Here is a 20,933-nt window from a genome sequence, read left to right as displayed (position 1 = left end):
CCAGGCGTGAGTCTGTGACCTCGGATATGCCCGTTGGAGGCGACTTGTGACATCCTGGCCGCACGTGGGAATGCCAGTTAGCAAGGCCGAGTTTGGGGATGTGCGGTCCCCCGACTGAAAAAAAGCCTTAAAAATAGCGAAAAAACGCTCAAATCGAACCAAATTCCTGGAAAAATGAATAGCCTGGTAAGGATTCTGGGGTTATGGTCGATAAAACCAGTGGGCGATATGTCATAATTTTGTCTCATTGGTATCGAATTCAGAACACTATGTTCTAAACCGCCATCTTGTTTGTGCTTGTTAGCCGGCGGTAGAGTTTATGCGCTTCACCAGTATGTTCGACGGGGTCGGACGGTGGAGAATTTGACAATGGGTGTAGCGTGTGCGGCTTGCGATGGAGGATTTCCGTCGCGGAGCCGCTTGGTATGTTTTCTTTATAAATATTTGAAATTGTTGTATAAAGATCACGTTGCCGGGGAAAGTAGCCCGTGAGAACCCATCTGGCGTGTATCGACAATTGCTTGATAGAGCCTTGTATGTGATGACGGTTTGGCGGTTCGATCGATCCGCACGCCGAGATGGCTGTTCAAACTGGGCCGGCTTCAAATCGACTACCCGATCTGAAGCCAGCCCCGATCGACAAAGGAATGGATTGGTAAATGAACATCAGAATGGTTTTGCTTGCATCAGCAGCAGCATTTGCTGCATCGACGCCGGTTCTTGCAGCTGACGCTATCGTTGCTGCCGAGCCGGAACCGGTTGAATATGTTCGCGTCTGCGACGCTTACGGCACCGGCTACTTCTACATCCCGGGCACCGAAACCTGCCTCAAGATCGAAGGCTACATCCGTTTCCAGGTCAACGTTGGCGATAACCCAGGTGGTGACAACGACTCTGATTGGGATGCAGTAACTCGCGGTCAGGTTCAGTTCACGGCCAAGAGCGACACCGAGTATGGTCCGCTGACCGGCGTCATCGTCATGCAGTTCAATGCTGACAATGCCACCGATCAGGACGCCATCCTCGACTCCGCTTACCTCGACGTCGCGGGCTTCCGCGCCGGTCTGTTCTACAGCTGGTGGGACGATGGTCTCTCTGGCGAAACCGACGACATCGGTTCGGTCGTAACGCTGCACAACTCCCTCCGCTATCAGTATGAAAGCGGCACCTTCTACGCTGGTCTTAGCGTCGATGAACTGGAAGACGGCGTTTACCAGGGTACCGTGGACCCCGTCACCGGCGACTTTGTTCCGGACGATGGTCCGAACAATGTCGGCGTTGCCTTCGGCATTGGCGGCACTGCCGGCGCATTCAGCTACCAGGTCACTGGCGGCTGGGACGTGGACAACGAAGACGGCGCCATCCGCGCGATGGGTACGGTTGAAATCGGTCCCGGCACGTTCGGCCTCGCCGGCGTATACTCTTCCGGCCCGAACTCGTACTACTCCTCGGCTGAATGGGCTGTCGCTGCCGAATACGCCATCAAGGCAACCGACAAGCTCAAGATCACCCCGGGCGTTCAGTACTACGGCAACTACTTCGGCGGTGGCACGGAAGTTCCGGAAGACTTCGACGGTCTCGGCGATGCTTGGAAGGTCGGTCTGACGGTTGATTACCAGATCGTCGAAAACTTCTACGCCAAGGCTTCGGTTCAGTACCTCGATCCGCAAGATGGCGAAGACTCCACGTCGGGCTACTTCCGTCTGCAGCGTGCGTTCTAATCCACTTGGTGGATATGCTCCCGGTCTTCGGACCGGGAGCAGTTAAATCAGTTTCTGATCCGAGTGACCTCCGATCAGCTACGGGGACGGGTTCCGGTCTTCCCTGCCGGACCGTCCTTGCAGCGTTTTTGGTGTTGCAGTCTTCAAGGCAGTCTTTCAGGAACGCCTTTTCAGGTGAGCCGAACAGGTACGTTGCGTATCGTATGTCGGCATTTTGTTAGCCTCGGCTATTGAGGCACCCCCTTTTCAATTTTTCAAGCGAGCTGGATCGGCCGAGATATTGCCGTGCGGACGGCTGTCGATTGATTGTCTTCGTCTGCGTTGGCTGGCTTTGCGGCAACGGGTCGTGAAAAGAAAATCGAATGCCGACAATGTGATTACAGCTTTTTGGGAGAGAGGATACAACCCTTGCTGGGGGCTGGCATTCATTCTTACTCTCGGATAGCTTGTTCTTATGGACGATCTCAACGACTACTATTATTTCGCCGCTGTCGTCTCCAGCGGCGGTTTCGCTTCTGCAAGTCGCGATCTCAAAATACCACGTTCGAAACTCAGCAGGCGGGTCAGCCGTCTCGAGGATGGGCTTGGCGCAAGGCTTATAGAACGCTCGACGCGTCACTTCCGGGTGACAGAGATCGGCCAAGCTTTTTACGAAAGATGCCAGACCATACTGCAGGAGGCCGATCGTGCCAAGTCGATCGTCACCGAGGCACAATCCGATCCGCAAGGCGTGGTGCGGATGGGGTGCCCGCTCGCTCTCGTCGACATCTCGGTCGGGGGCATCCTGCCTGAATTCCTGGAACGTTACCCGAAGATCAAGCTGCAGATCATCGGCTCCGAGCGGCGCGCCGACCTCATCAACGAACGGATCGATCTCGAGGTGAGAGCGACCAACGAGCCGGAGACGCAGACGAGCCTGACGATGCGCAAGCTCGACCGGGCGCGACGTATCCTGGTCGCAAGTCCCTCGCTCGTCGAGCGTACCGGCAGTTTGAATTGCGTTGACGAGCTCGCCGACCTTCCGACGCTGGCAATGACGTCATGGGTGTCGTTCCACACCTGGGAACTGGTCGGTCCGAATGACGCCAAACAAGTGATTCGTCATCAGCCGCGGCTCACCTGCCGCAGCACGACCGCCATCCTCGACGCGGCCCGGGCCGGTCTCGGCTTCGGGCTTCTGCTCGAAAGAGCCTGCGAGGCCGATCTCCAGGCTGGCAAGCTTGTGCGGGTGCTGCCCGAATGGCAGTCGGAGGAGAGCCAGTTCTATATCGTCTTCACGACGGCCAAGGGCATGCCGCCGGCGGTGCGGGTCCTGATCGATTTCCTGGTCGAAAAATCCAAACAGCATTGACTCACAGCGCCAGGCATCTTTATTCAAGCCGGCATCCCGCCTTATCTCAACCGTGCCAAAAGCTTTTCGCCGGCCAATTCCCTGGCGGCATCCTTGCCGATCCAGCGGGCAGTTTTATCAGGGCTTTCTGCCAGGATCTTTGCAAGTGCCAGCGCCGGTGCATGGCAGGCGAGATTGCGCTTGCCGATGCTGCGCAGCGCCCAATTCACCGCTTTGCACACGAAGTTTCGCGGGTCGCCGGCATAGGCCTCGATCAGCGGCAACCAAGCGAGGAAGGTCGCATCAGGTTCCTTCTTCAAGTGAACCGCAGCACCGGCAATCATGGCGAAGGCTGTGCGCCTGATAAATTCACGCTCGTCGGCGGCGAAGTCTGAGATGAGCTCGTCCAGCCCCGCCTCGACGAAGAGATCGGCGGCGCAATCGACGATCTCCCAGGAGTTGAAATCATCGGCCCAATGTCGGGCTTCTTCCGTCGTCAACCGCTTCGGTTCGGCTGTGTAGAGGGCGAGCAGGCGGGCTTCGCGGATATCGCTTCGCCAGAGCTGCATTGCCCTGAGGTGATCCTTCTTCGCCAGTCTGGCGACCGCCCGGATATCGGAATTGGAGATGCCGAGGGCGCCGCCGGTAACGATGCCGAAGCGCGCCATGCCGGCGACATTCTCCTCCGAACGCAGCGTTTCGAGATGCGCGATCAATTCGGCCGCATCGGAGGAGGGGCCGATCATTTCTCGAGGCGGGCGAGCAGCGAGGATGTGTCCCAGCGATTGCCGCCCATTGACTGCACGTCGCCGTAGAACTGATCGACAACGGCGGTGACCGGCAGTTTGGCGCCGTTGCGGCGGGCTTCGGTGAGCACGATGCCGAGATCCTTGCGCATCCAGTCGACCGCGAAGCCGAAGTCGTATTTGCCTGCGTTCATGGTTTTGTGGCGGTTTTCCATCTGCCAGGAACCGGCCGCACCCTTGGAAATCACCTCGACGACTTTTTCAATATCGAGGCCGGCGCGCTTGCCGAAATGCAGCGCTTCGGCAAGTCCCTGGACGAGGCCGGCGATGCAGATCTGGTTGACCATCTTGGTCAGCTGGCCCGAGCCTGCCGGCCCCATCAGGCCAACCATGCGGGCATAGGCGTCGATGACCGGCCTGGCGCGTTCGAAGACGGCCTCGTCGCCGCCGCACATGACGGTCAGGATACCGTTTTCGGCGCCGGCCTGGCCGCCGGAGACGGGAGCGTCGATGAAGTCGACGCCTTTTTTCCTGGCCGCGGCATAAAGTTCGCGGGCGACCTCAGCGCTGGCGGTGGTGTTGTCGATCAGCACCGAACCGGGCTTCATGCCGTGTAAAGCGCCGTTCTCGCCCGATGTCACCGAGCGGAGATCTTCGTCATTGCCGACGCAGACGAAGACGAAATCGGCACCGGCGGCGGCCTCGGCCGGGGTGGGGGCGGCGTGGCCTGAAAATTTCTCGGCCCAGGCGGCGGCTTTTGCCGGCGTGCGGTTATAGACGGTGACATCGTGGCCGCCTTTCGTCTTCAAATGCCCCGCCATAGGGAAACCCATGACGCCGAGACCGATGAACGCGACTTTTGCCATATGTCCTATCCTTTTCCTCAAGTGCAGGCCCGAGGATTAACCGAAACGACGGGAGCAGAAAAGCCATTACGAGAAACTCCATTCCAATTGATGGATCTGAGGCTGGCCATTGGTCAGTCGAGATCTAGATTAGCGAAAGAGCACAATGTTTCCGGGGGTGACATGAGGGAAATTCCGACGATCAAGCCCCGGCGCAAAGGCCGCAGCGGAATGCAGGCGATGCTCATTCCATCGCAGCAGATGGTCGCAGAGCAGATTCGATCGGCACCGGAAGGTGTCCTCACCGAAGTAGGCACTCTCCGTCGCCGTCTCGCCGCTCAATACGGGGCGGACGCCTGTTGTCCGGTGACCGTGCAGCGGCATTTGCGTGCGATCGCCGAGTTGTCATTCGGCGCGCTGGAGAAGGGCGAGCCGGTTTCGACGGTTACGCCCTATTGGCGCATGGTCGATCCCGCAAGCCTGCTTGCGAAGCGTCTTGCCGGCGGCCCCACCTTCATCCGTGAGCGCCTGGCCGCCGAAGGTCGGGAGTGAGGGACGCGCGAAAAAATTCCGCTTGAGGCCGATTTCCAGGCCGCAAAATTTCAGCAAAGGCCAGATGTCGCAAATAAATTTGTCGATATAAATTATAGATTTCATCATCATGGCATTCATCACTGACAGGGGTCGACCAGCCGAAACAGGCCCGGCACCATCAAAAAAAGGGGAAAGTCATGATTTCACGTCGACAAACGCTCGGGCTTTTCGCAGCCGCTGCGGCCACGGCAATCCTGCCGGCTGTCCGGCCGGCACGCGCTGCCGCCAGCGAATTCCGTATCGGCTGGCAGAAGAACGGCGTGTTGGCGCTCGCCAAGCGGCGTGGCGCACTTGAGAAGCGGCTTGCCGATCGCGGCATTACCGTCAGCTGGTCGGAATTCACCTCCGGTCCGCCGCTTCTCGAAGCGCTGGGTGCCGGGGCTCTGGATTTCGGTGCGACCGGCGATGTGCCGCCGCTCTTTGCCCAGGCGGCCGGCGGGCAGCTCTATTATGTCGGTCTCTACAAGGGCAGCCCGGCAGCGTCGGCCATCCTCGTGCGCAAGGATTCGCCCATCAAGACGCTTGAAGATCTCGAGGGCAAAAAGGTTGCCTTCAAGCGCGGCTCCAGCGCGCATAACGTAACCGTCAAGATTCTGCGCCAGGCGGGGTTGAAGCCCGAAGATGTCGAGCAGCTCGACCTTTCGCCGCCGGATGCCGCGGCCGCCTTTAAGAATGGCAGCATCGACGCCTGGTCGATCTGGGATCCCTATCTGGCGATTGCAGAAGCCGATCCGGAGACGCGTATCCTGACGACCGCCGAAGGCATCGTCGACTCCTACAGTTTCTTCCTCGCCAATCGCGATTTCACCGATGCCAACGGGCAGGTGGTCGTCGATGTGATCGATGAGCTTGCCAAGGTCGGCACGTCGGCCCAGAGCAATATCGAGGAGACGGTGAAGGAACTTTCCGAGATCACCGGCGTGTCGATTGACGTGACGCGCGTGACATTGACGCGAAAGGGTGCCGATCTCGGCAGCGTCTCGACCATCACCGATGCCGCCGCCGCCTATCAGCAGGCGCTCGCCGACGAGTTCCACGGGCTCGGCATCCTGCCGAAGAAGCTTACGACCGGCGATATCGTCTGGCGTCCCAAGGCAAGCTGATTTTCCGGCCGGGCCAAGATTTCCGCGAGGCGGCATGGAGAGCGCCCCCATGCCGCCGAACCGGAAAAATATTCCCCAAAACAGATTAGAATAGCAAATTGATATTGTCGATCTAATTGGTGGTCTATGTCACTATCCTCATGATCGAGCAGACACCGAAAGGCATCTACCTGCTGCCATCCGATCGACAGGGATATTTCAGATGCTCGCGCATAGACAGACAGCCGGCCTTCTTGCCGCCTCCGCCGCCACGAGGATCCTTCCAAGCATCTGTGCGGCGGCGGCGCTACGCAAGGCAGACAGAGAGCCATCTCGACCACGCGAGTTGATTTTCGAATTCCGCAGCTAAAGGACCGTCTTCCAATGACCACCATCTCTCATACTGGCCAATCCGGGCCCATCAATTTCCTCTGGTTCATCCCGACATCGGGGGACGGCACCTATCTCGGCTCCGCCGATCTCAACCGCGCGCCCGAGATCGGCTATCTCACGCAGATCGCCCAGGCCGTCGACCGGCTCGGCTATTCCGGCGTGCTGCTGCCGACCGGGGTTGCCTGCGAAGAATCCTTCGTGACAGCGGCAGCCCTTGCCGCCAAGACCGAGAAGCTGCAGTTCCTGGTGGCGATCCGCCCGGGCACGGCGTCTCCTGCCTATTATGCGCGTCTGGCTACGACGCTCGACCGCGTCTCCAACGGCCGCCTGCTGCTCAACATCGTCGTCGGCGGTAGCCCGGCGGAGCTTGCCGGCGATGGCATCCATCTCGAGCATGACGAGCGCTACGCCCATGCCGAAGAGTTCTTCACCGTGTTCGAGGAACTGCTGGAAAAGGGAACGGCAAGCTTCGACGGCAAATACATCAAGGCAACCAACGCGCGCCTCGGCTTTCCCTCGGTGCAGAACCCGCGTCCGCCGCTCTATTTCGGCGGTTCGTCGGATGCCGGCATCGACTTCTCCGTCGGACGCGTCGACAAATACCTGACCTGGGGCGAGCCGCCGGCACAGGTTGCCGAGAAGATTACCAAGGTGCGCAAGGCCGCCGGCGAGCGCGGCCGCGAGGTGAGCTTCGGCATCCGTCTGCACTTCATCGTGCGCGAAACCGACGAGGAGGCGTGGGAGGCGGCCGAGCGGCTGATCCGCCATCTCGACGACGAGACGATCCGCGAGGCGCAGGAGCGCTTCGTTCATGAGTCCGATTCGGTCGGCCAGAAGCGTATGGCCGCCCTTCACGGCGGTCGGCGCGACAAGCTCGAAGTCTCGCCGAACCTCTGGGCCGGCGTCGGCCTGGTGCGCGCCGGTGCGGGCACGGCGCTGGTCGGCTCGCCGAAGACGGTGGCCGCGCGCCTTCGCGAGTATCAGGAGATCGGCATCGATACGGTGATCGGCTCCGGTTATCCGCATCTCGAAGAGGCCTATCGCGTCGCCGAGCTGCTTTTCCCCGAGCTCGGCATCACCCGAGAGCAGCAGCGCCTGGGTTTCAACAACGAGTTCGGCCGCAAGCAGGTCTTCGCAGGCGGAAGCCATGGCGGCAATCTGAAAGTCGTCTCCGGCTCCTGATCTCGAACGAAGACGCAGAGCGTGACACCGTCGCAAGCCGCTTACGGCTTGCGGCATCCTGCTCCCGATAAGCGCGAGGACAATGCATGTCGACTTTCGATACTCCGTTCGTACGGTCGGTCGCTTCCGAAAAGGCCGGGAAGGCGAGGTTCCACCTGCCGCTGCCCGGCCTGGAGAAGCTGACGCCCTATCTGGTGCCGATGGCGATCGTGGCGTTCTGGCAGCTTGCCTCCTCGGCCGGCTGGATCTCATCGCGCATCATGCCGTCGCCGGCCGATGTCGGCCTTGCCTTTTGGTCGACGATGGTTTCCGGCCAGTTGCCGAATGACGTGCTGGTGAGCGCCAGCCGCGCCTTTGCCGGTCTTCTCGTCGGCGGCTCGATCGGCTTCCTGCTCGGTATCGCCAATGGCGTATCGCGCATCTCCGAACAATTGACGGATACGACTCTGCAGATGCTGCGCACCATCCCGCATCTGGCGATGATCCCGCTTGTCATCCTGTGGTTCGGGATCGGCGAGGAATCGAAGCTGTTTCTCACGTCGCTCGGCGTGCTCTTCCCGGTTTATCTCAACACCTATCACGGGGTGCGCAATGTCGATCGCGATCTGATCGAGATGGGCAAGGTCTATGGCATGGGCAACTGGACGCTTTTTCGCAAGGTGATCTTTCCAGGTGCGCTGCCGTCGATCTTCGTCGGCCTCAGATATGCGCTCGGCATCATGTGGCTGACACTGATCGTATCGGAATCGATCGCTACATCGTCTGGCATCGGCCACATGGCCAACAATGCCCGCGAATTCATGATGACCGACGTCGTCGTGCTCGCCCTCGTCATTTATGCCGTGCTCGGCAAACTTGCCGATGTCATCGCCCGGGTGCTGGAGAGGCGGCTGCTCGCCTGGAACCCGGTCTATCAGAAATAGGAGAGACGCCATGACATCGATCGCAAATGAGCGTTTTCACGCCGTCGCCGAAGAGCCAGCTTATGCGCGCGAAAACGCGCCGGCAGTGGGCCATAGTGCGCCCGCGGCGATCAGCCTGACGGGGCTTGAAAAGAGTTTTGGGGCCAACCGCGTGCTGCGCGGCATCAACCTGCATATTCCGGCCGGCCAGTTCGTCGCCGTGATCGGCAAGAGCGGCTGCGGCAAGAGCACGCTGCTTCGCATCCTGATGGGCCTCGACGAGCCGACTGCCGGCGAGCTGCATTTCGAAGATGCCGACGGCGCGCCGGCGAGCCCGAACGCGCGTATCGTCTTTCAGGAGCCGCGGCTGCTGCCCTGGCTCAGTGTCGCAGACAATGTCGTGGTCGGGCTCGGCGACGGCGTCGACAGCCGGGCGGCGGCGAAGGCGGCCGATGCCGTGCTTGCCGAAGTCCAGCTTGGCGAAAAGACCGGGGAATGGCCGGCGCGGCTTTCCGGCGGGCAACGGCAGCGCGTGGCGCTGGCGCGGGCGCTGGTCAGCCGGCCAGGCGTGCTGGCGCTCGACGAACCGCTCGGTGCTCTCGATGCGCTAACGCGGATCAGCATGCAGGAGCTCATCAACCGTGTCTGGCGCGAACTCGGCTTCACCGCAGTGCTCGTCACTCATGATGTCAGCGAGGCGGTGCATCTCGCCGATCGGGTCATCGTGCTCGATGAGGGGCGGATCGCACTCGATCTTCCCATTCCGTATCCGCGTCCGCGCCGGCACGGCCATCCTGGCCTCGCCGAGCTGGAAGGCCGGCTGCTTGCCGCGATTCTCGGCACCGACGGCGGCCATTGATCCCAAGTCTATTCGCGACGCTACATGACCTCGGAATAGGCGAGGCGTGTCCGCGCGAGCATGCATGTCTAATGGCGAAAATGTATAGCCGCTTGGATATGTGAAATTCACTCACCTCTGCCACGCGCACTAGATGCAGCAATATTTTCTCGAGTTGTTTTACGTCCAGCTTGACTCACTCATACCTCCACGGCTATACGTTAATCCATAGCTAACGGGGTATGGATTGTAGATGTCGGACACCCAGGATGTGCTCTTCAGAACGCTCGCCGATCCGACCCGGAGGGCTCTTTTCGAACGGCTGTGCCGCGAAGGAGAGAAGACGGTCGGGGCTCTGACGGCTCGGGCCGGGGTCTCGCAACCGGTCGTCTCGAAACATCTCGGAATCCTGAAACAGGCCGGATTGGTGCGTGATCGTCACGAAGGTCGCCAGACCCACTATAGTGCCCAGCTCGGTGCGCTGGCACCGCTGGTCGACTGGACAAGTGAGATGGCGGGCTTTTGGCAAAATCGGTTCGACCAGCTGGAAGATCTATTGAAAAGGATGGACCAATGACCGAAATTTCAAACGAAACCCGTTCCGTCATCGTCGAACGAGAGATCCCTTTTCCGCCGGAAAAGATCTGGCGCGCGCTCACGCAGCCGCATCTGATCGCTGACTGGCTGATGAAGAACGACTTCGTGCCGGTCGCGAATCACCGTTTCAAGCTGAGCGCGGATTGGGGCTCGGTCGATTGCCAGGTCCTGGAAGTCGAGCCGAACAAGACCCTGTCTTACACCTGGGCTGCCTATGATCTCGAAAGTGTCGTCACCTGGACTCTCACGCCCACGGGCGCGGGCACGCAGCTGCGCATGGAGCAGTCGGGCTTCCGGCCGGATCAGCGGCAGGCTTACGGGGGCGCCAAAAGCGGTTGGCAGCAGTTCTTCGCAAAGCTGGAGCAGGTGCTGACGCGGATAGAGTGAGACCGTTGCCAAAACGGATCACGCCATCCGCTTCGCTTGTTTTCGCAGGAGGTTCCCTTGAACTGGAATAACTGGCTTCGGCAGATCCACCGTTGGCTGTCCATTGCCTTTACGCTGGCCGTCATAATTAATATCATTGCGATGCTGCAAGAGAAATCGTCTGTCTGGGTGGGCCTCATGGCGCTGCTGCCGCTGACTTTGCTGCTGCTCACCGGTCTCTACTTGTTCGCGCTGCCATATGCCACCAGGTGGCGCGGCGCAGGACGCAGCGGAGGGTAGGAGTGAAGGCAATGTCCGGGAAGACATCCAAGACCGCGGCAAAGGTCACGAAGAAGACAGTCGCCAAGCCTGATACCGCGGAGCCGGTCCTTCTCTCGGGCGGCAACCCTCAGATCGCCAAGGGTTACGGCGACGCTCCCGTGCAAGCCTACATCGCCGCCATGCCCGGCTGGAAAAGCGACGTCGGGCATCGCCTCGATGCGCTCATCACGCGCACGGTGCCCGGGGTGTATAAGGCCGTGAAATGGAACTCGCCCCTCTACGGCATCGAAGGGCAGGGCTGGTTCCTCGGTGTCCATTGCTTCGCGAAATATATCAAGGTTGCTTTCTTCCGCGGCACGTCGCTCAGCCCCATCCCGCCCGGCGAGTCCAAACAAAAGGAAGTGCGTTACTTCCACATCCATGAGGAAGACCAACTCGACGAGGCTCAGTTCGCCGCCTGGGTCGAGCAGGCCAGCCAATTGCCCGGCGAACGAATGTGAACGGACACGAAGATTGAAAAAGTAGAGCGTCCTTTGTGCGTCCGAAAGGACGCACGGCGCTCTAGGCCATCAGCACCTAAGGGATCGAGGGGGAGATATCGATGAAGAAAGCCACGGCAATCCTGAAGAAGAGCGGCTCCAGCGAAGAGAAGGACGGAGACTCTCCTTCTCGTTTGATCGATGCGAAAATCGAGGAGTTGAACGATTGGCGCGGCGAGATGCTCGCCCGCGTCCGAACTCTCATCAGACAGGCCGAGCCCGACGTGGTCGAGGAATGGAAGTGGAGAGGCGTTCCGGTGTGGGAGCACGCCGGGATCATCTGCACCGGCGAGACCTACAAAAGCGTGGTGAAACTGACCTTCGCCAAAGGCGCCTCGCTGAAGGACCCTTCAGGCCTCTTCAACTCCAGCCTTGACGGCAATACTAGGCGCGCCATCGATTTTCATGAGGGCGACGAGATTGACGAGGAGGCGTTGAAGGCGCTCATTCGCGGTGCTGTCGCACTCAACACCTCAAAGCGGGCCGCCGCTCGTCCTGCCGGCTCGGGCAAGAAATCAAGCAGTGCTTGAGGCTTGGCTTATTTCGCCTGAAACGCGTCGCGTCAAACTTGATTCATGCGAGGCGATTTGGTTTTGCGTGACATGCGATCAGTGGATCGGGCTTTCCTCGCGCTCGAGGAAGAGTTCCAGATTGTCGAGACCGATCTCGGTGCCCTGGAGGCGGGCACCGTTATCGGCGTAGCCGTCGAGGAAGACCACCTGTTCGGTGAAGACCATTTTCGTGCCGCCGGGTGCGGCTTCGAAGGCAACGGTTGTGAGCGATGCGGAGATGCGGCTTTCCCCAAGCTTCATCTCATAGGCATAGATGATGCGGACATCGGGTACGATATCGATGTAATGGGCGTCATAGGCATGCAGGAGGCCGTCAGTATCGGCGACGTAGTTCCTTTCCGCGCCGCCGGGACGGAAATCGAGCCCGTAGTCCAGCGGTACCCACTCGCCATGGCAGGCGAACCATTGCCGTTTGGATTCCGGTGTTGACCAGGCGCGGAAGACGCGAGAAATCGGCGCCTTGAGATGGCGTTCGATGACGAGAGTGGCGTGTTCGGCGGATCGTGTCGTCATTCGGGGAGGGTCTCCGTTTCATTGGCGAGAAAGTGGTCCAGCCTGTCGAAGGTGGCGGCCCAGCGGGTCTTCCTCTGTTCCACCCAACGCTCGACGGCGGCAAGTGCATCCTGCTGCAGGCGGTAGGTTCGCACCCGGCCGGATTTTTCGGAGAGCACGAGGCCGCTTTCCTCCAGCACCTGCAGATGTTTCATCACCGTCGGCAGGGCAACCGCAAGCGGCGCGGCCAGCTCGGTGACGGAGGCCGGGCCGCGACCGAGGCGATCGATCATGCCGCGGCGGCTGCGATCGGAAAGTGCATGGAACATGCGGTCGAGATCCGCCTGGCCGTCCATCATTCCGCCGCATCCCGGAAGCGAGCCGGCAGTCTCTCTTTGTAAGGGTAGAACTTGAAGTAGGGGCGGGCCTCTTCCAGTGCCCTTGCAAAGGACGGGCGCGCCAGCAGTCGATCGTAGTAGCCGCGAAGGTTCGGCTGTTCCGATGAAAACGGAACCAGAGTCTCGGCATAGAACAGGGCGGGGGCGGCGGCGCAATCGGCCATGGTGAAGCCGTCGCCCGATATCCATTGCTTGTCGGCGAGCTGCTTTTCGATCATCGCATAGGCGGTCGCGAGCGTCGCCTTGGCGGCTGCCACCTCCATTTCATCTGCCGTGCCCTCGGGGCGCCGACGATTGCTGACGATGGTCTGCATCGGTGCCTGGACATAGTGGTCGAAAAAGCGGTCCCAGAGGCGAACCTGCAGCGCCCGGTCGATCTCCGGCGGCAGCAAGCGAACGGGGCCGGGATAATATTGCTCGAGATATTCGATGATGATCGATGTCTCGGGAATGGTGCTGTCGCGCGCCTCGTCCCGCAGCAGCGGCATCTTGCCGATCGGCCAGAAGCGAAAGAAATCGGCGCGCGAGCTCTCGTCGGAAAGATCGACGATGCGATTCTCGAAGGGAGTGCCGTTTTCGTAAAGCGCGATCAGCACTTTGTGGCAGAAAGAGGCGAGCGGATGCCCATAGAGCACGAGCGACATGCGGCGACCTTTCCTATCGTTGCGGTAAACTTTACCGATCGACTAACTATCAGGTCGTGACGCATTTTGCAACAGATACTTCGCCAACCGGGCAAGTATTCCGTCAGCCGATATATCGGGTGTTGGCGTCAGCCATCATACCGGGCGATCACCAAATGGCCTGGTGTCGGCTGGCCGTCTTCCATGCGCACGTTGATATCCGATATCTCGACGAGTTCGAAACCGGTGGCCGTCAGGCGTTCCCTGACGTAGGCGTCGGCATGGGCGAAGCGCTGGTGTGGGCCGACCATGTAGGCGCGGCCGGCGAGTATTTCCTCGGGTAGGGTTTCCGAGGAGAAGATGAACAGGCCGCCCGGCGTCAGGTTCTCGGCGGTGCCGAAGAACAGCGGTTCGAGCGCGCCGAGATAGGGCAGCACGTCGGTGGCGGCGATGATGTCGAAGGCTTCCTCATCGTTGTCGTCGAGGAAATCCTCGACCTCGGCGACGAAGAGCGTCTCGTAGAGATCCTTCTCATGGGCGATCTCGACCATCTTCTCCGATATATCGATGCCGGTCATATCAGCGCAGAGGTCGCGCAGCGCGCCGCCGGTGAGGCCCGTGCCGCAGCCGAGATCGAGCAGCCGCTTGAACGGTCCGAGCTTCAGCGCCTGCAGGCGCTGGCGCACCAGCATCGGCACGTGATAGCCGAGCTGCTCGACGAGCACATCCTCGAAAACCTCGGCATGCTGGTCGAACAAGGTCTCGACATAGGCGTCGGGCGCCTTGACCGGCGTTTCGCCGCGACCCATCGCGGCAATGCGCACGGCTGCACCGCCGTGATCGTCGGGATCGATCGTCAGGACTTCCTCATAGGCTGCAACGGCGGCGTCGACATCGCCGGCCTTTTCCAGCGCCAGCGCGCGGTTGTAGGCCTCGCCAAGAGCTTCTTCGTCGATCTTCTTTGCCATCGCAGTCCATCGTCCTTTTGTTTCAGGCCGTCCTTTTATTTCAGGCATGCGTCTAAGACTGCTTTCGATGTTTTGCAATGGTGCGATTGCGGGCGCAGAATGGCCGAAAAGAAGACCGAGGGAGGAAAGGCCATGAAAACGGAGCCAGTGAGGACATCATCGGCGAGGGAAGGAGATGCCGGCCGGGCATTACTGCTACCTACGACACCAAACGAGGTCACCAACACGCTCAGCCATTATTACCGTGGTGAACTCGGGCGGATGACGAGCTGGCGCGACCGCATCGACCGGACGTCCAACTGGGCGATCACCGTGGTCGCAGCACTGCTTTCGGTGTCGCTGTCGACGCCGACTTCGCATCACGGGGTGCTGCTGTTCGGGATGATGCTGGTGACACTGCTTCTGATGATCGAGGCACGGCGCTATCGCTTCTTCGATATCTATCGCGCCCGCATTCGCCAGATCGAGCGCTGCTATTTCGCGCAAATCCTGGCGCCCGACGCCAATGCCGGCAGCGAATGGGCGGTTGTGGTCGCCAGCAGCCTGCGCAAGCCGCGCTTCCTGCTCAGCTATCAAGAGGCGATGCACCGCCGGCTCAAACGCAACTACGGCTGGATGTATTTCATCCTGTTGCTCGCCTGGTGCCTGAAGATCTCGACGCCGAAGCTGCAGGCGGAGGGCATGCCGGCGCTGCAGGCGCAGTCATGGGCCTATGTCATCGACAATGCCGTGCTCGGGCCGGTTCCCGGCCTTGCGGTCATTGCCATCGTCGTCGCCTTCTATCTCGGCATGCTCGGTTTCGCGCTTCGCCCGGATCGCGACGAAGGCGAATTCGGCCATGGCGAGGCGCATGTCTGACGCGGTCAGAACATATCGCCCGAACCGTTCACACTTTTCGGCATCATGTTGCAGAGCCGATCAGTGCAGGATGAACTCGCCCTTGAGTGCCCGCCACTCGGTTGCCGAGATCAGTTTGCGGTGGATGTAGCGCACCGAATGCAGCGGCCCGTCCAGCTTCTCTTCCCAGAATTTCAGGAAACCGCGCATTTCGGGAAAATCAGGAGCGAGGTCGTAATCCTGCCAGACATAGGTCTGTAAGATCACCGGGTGGTCCGGCAGACGGTAGAGGATCTGGGCGGTCGTCAGACCATAGCCCTTCAATTGTTTTTCCATGTCCTTGTGCATCGTATTCCGCTTCTTCTTGTTCCCACTCGCGCGCTTATTAGCGCTACATGATATGGAAACATGCGAGTGGTTAACGGAAGCTTTACAGATACTTCGTAAAAGGACAATTTATTTTTAATATCAATGTCTTGGCAGCATCGTCCCAAGAGTGCTGCCAAACCGGCTTTTGTTTGATGAATGCCATAATCCAAAGCCGCGACACAGTTTTGGGCGTCATGAATCAGCGCTTGAGGTGCCGGGTCAGGCGGCGCTCGAACCAGGCCCAGAGATGGCGTAAGGCCTCTACGATGGTGAGGTAGAAGATCGCCGCCCAGAGATAGGTCTGGTAGTCGAAAGTGCGGGAGAAGGCGTAGCGGGTTTCGCCCATCAGGTCTAGCACGGTGATGATGGCGACGACCGCCGAGCCCTTGATCAAAAGGATGATCTCGTTGCCGTAAGGGCGAAGTGCGACGATGAAGGCCTGCGGCAGGATGATCTTGCGGAAGGCGATGCTGTTATGGATGCCAAGTGCCGCGGCGGCCTCGCGCTGGCCGTGCGGCACGCTTTCGATCGCGCCGCGCAGGATTTCCGCCTGGTAGGCCGCGGTATTGATGGTCATGGCAAAAAGGCCGCAATACCAGGCTTCGCGGAAGAACCACCAGATGCCGACGGCCTCAAGCTGCGGCCGGAATACGCCGAGGCCGTAATAGACCAGGAACAACTGGGCAAGCAGCGGCGTGCCGCGGAAGAAATAGATGTAGCCGTAGGCCAGCGCGTTCAGCACGCGATTGTTTGACATTCGCGCCACGGCAAGCGGTAACGACAGGATGGCGCCGCAGATAACGGAAATGAAAACGAGGCTCAGCGTTATCCAGAGACCATGGAGGTAACGCGGCCCGTAGCGGATGAATTTTTCCGGATCCCAGCCATTGATGACGGAAATGACAAGAAGGGCCGCGAGCACGGCCCAGATGGCGACGAGAATATAGCCGGCCATGCGCGCCGGCGTCATCGGCTTCATCAACTCGCGGGGCGCTGGCTGCGGCGGGATCAGCGTTTCGGCGTAGCTCATCGACGGACCTCCGAACGTTTGGCCCAACGCTCGACATAGACGAGCAGAAAGGAGGAGAGGATGGCAAGCACCAGATAGAGACAGCAGGCCACACCATAAAAGAAGAAGGGCTCCTTTGTCACGCGCACGGCGACACTCGTCTGGCGCAGGATATCGGCGAGGCTGATGATCGAGACGTAGGAGGTGTCCTTCAGGAGCACCATCCAGAGGTTCGTCAGGCCCGGCAACGCGATGCGCACGAGCTGCGGCAGGATGATCAGGCGCAGCGTGCGGCCGCGATGCAGCCCAAGCGCGTCGCCCGCTTCATATTGACCCCTGGGAATGGCGTGGAAGGCGGAGAGCAACACTTCCGAACAGTAGGCGGAGAAGACGACCGAAAGCGCGATGACGCCGGCGAGAAAGGCGTTGATCTCGATCGGCGGCCCGTCATAACCGACGAAGGCAAGCAGAGACTGGATCAGCATCTGCATGCCGTAGTAAATGATGAAGAGCGTCAAAAGCTCCGGCAGGCCGCGGAAGATCGTCGTGTAGATGCCGGCCGCCAGCCGCAGTGACTTTTCCTCCGACTGCTGGCCGAGCGCCACCAGGAAGCCGATGGCGAGGCCGATCGGCAGGGTGACGATCGCCACCGAAACGGTGACCTGCAGGCCAAGCGCAATCTCGTCGCCCCAGCCGGTATCGCCACAGGCAAGGATCGTCGACTGACCGAACCAAGTGAAGATGCCAACGGGCCCGCACAGCGGATCGAAAATGTGCACAATCCAGCTCCAGAAGGAGCCCAGCGCGGAAAATAATCCGCCCATGCGAGAATTCCCCTCACGGCTTTTGCCGTTTTAATCTTGCTCTCTTTGTCAAACAAAAATGGCGGAAGAGCAAGCCTTCCGCCATTACCTTCATCGGCGAGATAACGAATTTCTTATTCGCCGTAAACGTCGAAGTCGAAGTACTTGTCCTGGATCTTCTTGTATTCACCGCTGGCGCGGATCGCAGCGATCGCCGTGTTCAGCTTTTCCTTCAACGGGTCGCCCTTGCGGATGGCAATGCCCGCGCCGTTGCCGTTGATTTCCTTGTCGACCGGCAGGGTCGTCAGGATCTTGCAGCAGGCGCCGGCGTCGGACTTGACCCATTCGGAGAGAACGACGACGTCGTCGATGACGGCGTCGACACGGCCGCTGGCAACGTCGAGCTTGTATTCGTCAGCGGTCGGATAAAGCTTCAGCTCGGTGTCGGCGAGATGCTTCTCGGCATAGTTGGCGTGCGTCGTGGAGGTCTGCGCGCCAATCACCTTGCCCTTGAGGCCGGCGACGTCTGATATCGTCGAATCCTTCGGCACGGCAATGGCTGGCGGGGTGTTGTAGTACTTGTTCGAGAAATCGACGAGCTTCAGACGCTCCGGCGTGATCGACATGGAGGAGACGATCATGTCGAACTTCTTGGCGTTGAGCGCCGGGATGATGCCGTCCCAGTCGGTGCTGACGAAGGAGCATTCGGCCTTCATTTCAGCGCAGAGCGCCTTGGTGATGTCGATGTCGAAGCCCTGGATCGTGCCGCTGGCATCGACGAATTCGAAGGGCGGATAGGTCGAATCGGTGCCGATCACGTATTTTTCGCCCTCGGCCATGGCCGAGCTGGCAAAGAGCGACATTGCCGCGATCGAGGCTGCCGCGAAGATACGGGTAGGGTTAAGCATGAGGATCCTCTCTGTTGGTAGCCGTCGCTCGTTTTTCTGTTGGGCTGACGGCCGCAGTTCAACGGTGTCGACACCGCCTTGTGGCGATAATCAGACTTTTTTTCATGGAATTGCAACAGAAATTCCCGCGCAATTGTGCGGTGCAAATAACAGGCGAGATGAACGAAAGCAGACTGCAACATTCACGGGAGGTTAATCCGGAGCTTTCTAGAACCGGAACAAATCGGTGGGTTGGCGCTTTGCCATTTCGCCGTTTCGCCTCATTGCGACGCTAGGGGGCGGAACCAGGGCCTGGCGGCCTCAAGAAGCTCAAACAGGATCGAGGAAACCCGATGGGCAAGAAATCAAGTTTGTTTGCGAGCGCAGCCTTCCCGCTGCTTTCCCTCTCGCTGGCGCTGCAGCCGGCATCGGCAATGGCCGCCGCGCGCGGCGCCGCAACCGAGACTGCAGCCGTGCGGCAGATTGAACAGGGCAGCTTCGAAGTGGCGCAGGACGCGCCCTCCGAGGAGGAGCTCTTAAAGAAGAAGCGCAAGCAGAAGGAGGAAGCTCCGGCTGAACAGGCGCCGGCCGCCGAGCAGCCGAAGGAGGCGCCCGCCGAGAAACCGAAGGCCGAGCGGAAGGAGGCGCCTACGCCCGAACCCAAGGCAGAGCCGGAACCGCCGAAGGCCGAAGCGCCGAGGGAGGAGCCTGCGCCCGAAAGCAAACCGCAGCGGAAAGCTAAGCAGGCAGCTCAGCCGGAAGCCGAGCCGCAGCAGGAAGAGCAACCCGTAACGCAGGAAAAGCCGAGAAAGCCGAAGAAGCAGGAGACGCAGCAAGCCGAGCCTGAGGCGCAGCCGGCGCCCGAGCAGCAGCCGGCCGCCAAGGAAACTCAGCCGGAGACGGAACAGGCCCAGCCCGAGGTCAAGCCCGAAGGCGGTAAGCGGGAAAAAGGGCAGGATAAGGCCCAGGGCCGAGACAAGGGCAAGGCTAAGACCGAAACTGCCGCTCCCGAGGCGGTGTCGCCGGTCGAGGAACAGGCAAAGCCCGAGGTGAAGCCGGAGGCAAAACCCGCTGCCGAAGCGCCTGCCAAGAAGCCGACAAAGGGCGAGGCTGCGGCACCCGCAGAGAAGCCAACCGAAGACAAGGCAGCCGCTCCCGAAGCCGCGCCCGCCGAAACGCCCAAGGATGGCACGGCTGCAAAGCCTGCCGCCAAACAGCCCGCCGGCGAACAGCCCGACGGCGGACAGCCGGCTGCGCCAGCCACCGACACCGCCCAGCCGCTACCGGATGCCAGCAGTGGTCAGCAGGTGGAGCAGGCCATTCCAGCGCCGGAAAAGGTTTCGCCCGAGGAGCTGGAGCGCCGCAAGAAGATCGCCGCAGATCCGGCCAAGAGCAACGAGACCGTCGTGCTGCCGGTCGAAAACGGTGCAGCCGTGCTCGACAGCGACAAGGATGCCGACCGCAGCAAGGGGCGGGAAGGTCGCCGTGACCGTGACAAGCTGCGCGCCGAGAGCCAGGAAGTGAAGGTGCCGACCTCGGACGCCGATGCGCAGGCCGTTGCCACCGCTGCGGCACCGGCGATCAAGCTCGAGGCAGTGACCAGCGAGAAAGGCACGAGGCTCGATACCCGGCCGCAATTCGTCCGTCCTGAGGGCGCGCGCATCGACGACCGCACCGACGACAGCCGCGTGATCATTCAGTACAACAATCAAGTGATCGTGCGCAGCGACGACGACAGGCGGTTTCTGCGCGACGGCGAACGGCCAAGCTATGAGCAGCTGTCGGGCGATCGTTATCGCGAGACGATCGCGCGGCCGGAGGGCTATCGCATCGTCACGATCCGCAACCGCTACGGCGATATCATCCAGCGGTCGCGCGTCGATGCCCGCGGGCGCGAATACGTACTCTACTACTCGCCAGATCTCTACGAGGACCCTGATCGCGACTACTTCGAGGATCCGGGCGCCGATCTGCCGCCGATGCGGCTGCGCGTGCCGCTCAACGACTATATCATCGACACCAGCAGCGATCCGGACCGGGATTATTACGAGTTCCTCAGAGAGCCGCCCGTCGAGCAGGTAGAGCGCGTCTATTCGCTTGACGAGGTGAAGTATTCCGCCCGTATTCGCGACAAGGTGCGTCGTATCGATCTCGACACGATCACCTTCGCCACCGGCAGCGCCGAAATCCCGATGGCCCAGGCACGCACATTGCGCAAGGTCGCCGACGCGATCAACCAAGTGCTGGAGAAGGATCCGAGCGAGACCTTCCTGATCGAAGGCCATACCGATGCGGTTGGTTCCGACCAGAGCAACCTGATCCTCTCCGACCAGCGGGCGGAGTCGGTCGCCAACGTGCTCTCCGATGTCTACGGCATCGCGCCGGAAAACCTGGCGACGCAGGGCTATGGCGAGCGCTACCTAAAGGTCAATACATCAGACCCAGAACAGGAAAACCGCCGCGTCACCATCCGCCGCGTCACGGCACTGGTCCGCCCGGTCGCTTCCAACAAATGATGATGTGGGTGCTCCTCTCCATTTTGGGGAGGGGCATTCTGT

At 60.4% G+C, this 20,933-nt stretch carries 24 protein-coding genes; 14 read left to right on the top strand and 10 right to left on the bottom strand.

Going from position 1 to position 20,933, the window contains the following annotated elements:
- Positions 1-659: 659 nt before the first annotated feature.
- Together GFM02_RS30995 and GFM02_RS30990 are read left to right on the top strand one after the other, a co-directional pair.
- Positions 660-1,721, top strand: coding sequence for a porin (locus GFM02_RS30995; protein WP_168269850.1), 1,062 nt, complete (start codon positions 660-662; stop codon positions 1,719-1,721).
- Between the two features lie 454 nt (positions 1,722-2,175).
- The gene (locus GFM02_RS30990) at positions 2,176-3,072 is read left to right on the top strand and encodes a LysR substrate-binding domain-containing protein (RefSeq protein ID WP_168323786.1); all 897 of its coding nucleotides are present in this window, start codon (positions 2,176-2,178) and stop codon (positions 3,070-3,072) included.
- 41 nt (positions 3,073-3,113) lie between these two features.
- On the opposite strand, the gene GFM02_RS30985 is transcribed toward GFM02_RS30990, so the two are convergent.
- Together GFM02_RS30985 and GFM02_RS30980 are read right to left on the bottom strand one after the other, a co-directional pair.
- Positions 3,114-3,797: a DNA alkylation repair protein gene (locus GFM02_RS30985; RefSeq protein WP_168323785.1), complete on the bottom strand. Its 684-nt coding sequence runs from the start codon at positions 3,795-3,797 to the stop codon at positions 3,114-3,116.
- Positions 3,794-4,663 carry an NAD(P)-dependent oxidoreductase gene (locus GFM02_RS30980; protein ID WP_168323784.1) on the bottom strand — a complete coding sequence of 290 codons (870 nt, stop codon included), beginning with the start codon at positions 4,661-4,663 and terminating at the stop codon, positions 3,794-3,796. The genes GFM02_RS30985 and GFM02_RS30980 overlap by 4 nt, the downstream gene beginning before the upstream one ends.
- Positions 4,664-4,825: 162 nt before the next feature.
- On the opposite strand from GFM02_RS30980, the gene GFM02_RS30975 reads away from it, so the two are divergent.
- The 10 genes from GFM02_RS30975 to GFM02_RS30930 all read left to right on the top strand — a co-directional run bounded on the left by GFM02_RS30975 (position 4,826) and on the right by GFM02_RS30930 (position 11,947).
- Positions 4,826-5,194, top strand: a complete 369-nt coding sequence (locus GFM02_RS30975) for a hypothetical protein (RefSeq protein WP_168323797.1) — start codon at positions 4,826-4,828, stop codon at positions 5,192-5,194.
- 179 nt (positions 5,195-5,373) lie between these two features.
- A complete protein-coding gene (locus tag GFM02_RS30970) occupies positions 5,374-6,339 on the top strand; it encodes an aliphatic sulfonate ABC transporter substrate-binding protein (RefSeq protein WP_168323783.1) in 966 nt (321 codons plus the stop codon).
- 363 nt (positions 6,340-6,702) lie between these two features.
- Positions 6,703-7,893, top strand: a complete 1,191-nt coding sequence (gene ssuD, locus GFM02_RS30965; RefSeq protein WP_168323782.1) for an FMNH2-dependent alkanesulfonate monooxygenase — start codon at positions 6,703-6,705, stop codon at positions 7,891-7,893.
- Positions 7,894-7,979: 86 nt separating this feature from the next.
- Positions 7,980-8,816 carry an ABC transporter permease subunit gene (locus tag GFM02_RS30960; RefSeq protein WP_168323781.1) on the top strand — a complete coding sequence of 279 codons (837 nt, stop codon included), beginning with the start codon at positions 7,980-7,982 and terminating at the stop codon, positions 8,814-8,816.
- 10 nt (positions 8,817-8,826) lie between these two features.
- Positions 8,827-9,654: an ATP-binding cassette domain-containing protein gene (locus tag GFM02_RS30955; protein WP_168323780.1), complete on the top strand. Its 828-nt coding sequence runs from the start codon at positions 8,827-8,829 to the stop codon at positions 9,652-9,654.
- 232 nt (positions 9,655-9,886) lie between these two features.
- Positions 9,887-10,210 (top strand): ArsR/SmtB family transcription factor, encoded by a 324-nt coding sequence (locus GFM02_RS30950; RefSeq protein ID WP_003540367.1) that lies wholly within the window; start codon positions 9,887-9,889, stop codon positions 10,208-10,210.
- The gene (locus GFM02_RS30945; RefSeq protein ID WP_132609123.1) at positions 10,207-10,617 is read left to right on the top strand and encodes an SRPBCC family protein; all 411 of its coding nucleotides are present in this window, start codon (positions 10,207-10,209) and stop codon (positions 10,615-10,617) included. Before GFM02_RS30950 ends, GFM02_RS30945 begins: the two co-directional genes overlap by 4 nt.
- Positions 10,618-10,674: 57 nt before the next feature.
- Entirely contained in the window at positions 10,675-10,896 is a 222-nt protein-coding gene (locus GFM02_RS30940) for a hypothetical protein (RefSeq protein ID WP_131664969.1), read from the top strand.
- An 11-nt stretch (positions 10,897-10,907) separates the two neighbouring features.
- Entirely contained in the window at positions 10,908-11,378 is a 471-nt protein-coding gene (locus GFM02_RS30935; RefSeq protein ID WP_168284452.1) for a DUF1801 domain-containing protein, read from the top strand.
- Between the two features lie 101 nt (positions 11,379-11,479).
- On the top strand, positions 11,480-11,947 hold the full coding sequence (locus tag GFM02_RS30930) for a DUF1801 domain-containing protein (RefSeq protein ID WP_168323779.1): 468 nt from the start codon (positions 11,480-11,482) through the stop codon (positions 11,945-11,947).
- Between the two features lie 78 nt (positions 11,948-12,025).
- Here GFM02_RS30930 and GFM02_RS30925 read toward each other — a convergent pair whose 3' ends face one another.
- From GFM02_RS30925 to GFM02_RS30910, 4 genes are all read right to left on the bottom strand, one after another.
- The gene (locus GFM02_RS30925; RefSeq protein WP_168306111.1) at positions 12,026-12,502 is read right to left on the bottom strand and encodes an SRPBCC family protein; all 477 of its coding nucleotides are present in this window, start codon (positions 12,500-12,502) and stop codon (positions 12,026-12,028) included.
- A complete protein-coding gene (locus GFM02_RS30920) occupies positions 12,499-12,840 on the bottom strand; it encodes an ArsR/SmtB family transcription factor (RefSeq protein ID WP_131664975.1) in 342 nt (113 codons plus the stop codon). The genes GFM02_RS30925 and GFM02_RS30920 overlap by 4 nt, the downstream gene beginning before the upstream one ends.
- On the bottom strand, positions 12,837-13,523 hold the full coding sequence (locus GFM02_RS30915; RefSeq protein WP_168306112.1) for a glutathione S-transferase family protein: 687 nt from the start codon (positions 13,521-13,523) through the stop codon (positions 12,837-12,839). The genes GFM02_RS30920 and GFM02_RS30915 overlap by 4 nt, the downstream gene beginning before the upstream one ends.
- Before the next feature lie 128 nt (positions 13,524-13,651).
- A complete protein-coding gene (locus tag GFM02_RS30910; RefSeq protein WP_168323778.1) occupies positions 13,652-14,470 on the bottom strand; it encodes a class I SAM-dependent DNA methyltransferase in 819 nt (272 codons plus the stop codon).
- 132 nt (positions 14,471-14,602) lie between these two features.
- Between GFM02_RS30910 and GFM02_RS30905 the strand changes: the two genes are divergently transcribed.
- Complete coding sequence (locus GFM02_RS30905) at positions 14,603-15,328, top strand: DUF2270 domain-containing protein (RefSeq protein ID WP_168323777.1); 726 nt, start codon at positions 14,603-14,605, stop codon at positions 15,326-15,328.
- Positions 15,329-15,388: 60 nt separating this feature from the next.
- Here GFM02_RS30905 and GFM02_RS30900 read toward each other — a convergent pair whose 3' ends face one another.
- The 4 genes from GFM02_RS30900 to GFM02_RS30885 form a co-directional block, all read right to left on the bottom strand.
- The gene (locus tag GFM02_RS30900) at positions 15,389-15,655 is read right to left on the bottom strand and encodes an usg protein (protein WP_003540344.1); all 267 of its coding nucleotides are present in this window, start codon (positions 15,653-15,655) and stop codon (positions 15,389-15,391) included.
- 220 nt (positions 15,656-15,875) lie between these two features.
- Entirely contained in the window at positions 15,876-16,706 is an 831-nt protein-coding gene (locus GFM02_RS30895; protein ID WP_168323776.1) for an ABC transporter permease, read from the bottom strand.
- A complete protein-coding gene (locus tag GFM02_RS30890) occupies positions 16,703-17,509 on the bottom strand; it encodes an ABC transporter permease (RefSeq protein ID WP_025394853.1) in 807 nt (268 codons plus the stop codon). Before GFM02_RS30890 ends, GFM02_RS30895 begins: the two co-directional genes overlap by 4 nt.
- A gap of 113 nt (positions 17,510-17,622) precedes the next feature.
- A complete protein-coding gene (locus tag GFM02_RS30885; RefSeq protein WP_017960768.1) occupies positions 17,623-18,396 on the bottom strand; it encodes a transporter substrate-binding domain-containing protein in 774 nt (257 codons plus the stop codon).
- A gap of 332 nt (positions 18,397-18,728) precedes the next feature.
- On the opposite strand from GFM02_RS30885, the gene GFM02_RS30880 reads away from it, so the two are divergent.
- A complete protein-coding gene (locus GFM02_RS30880) occupies positions 18,729-20,891 on the top strand; it encodes an OmpA family protein (RefSeq protein ID WP_168323775.1) in 2,163 nt (720 codons plus the stop codon).
- Positions 20,892-20,933: the final 42 nt, after the last annotated feature.

The organism is Rhizobium leguminosarum bv. viciae (genome assembly GCF_012276115.1).
GTDB classification, from domain to species: Bacteria; Pseudomonadota; Alphaproteobacteria; order Rhizobiales; family Rhizobiaceae; genus Rhizobium; species Rhizobium leguminosarum_T.
This window is presented reverse-complemented; position numbering and strand designations above follow the sequence as displayed.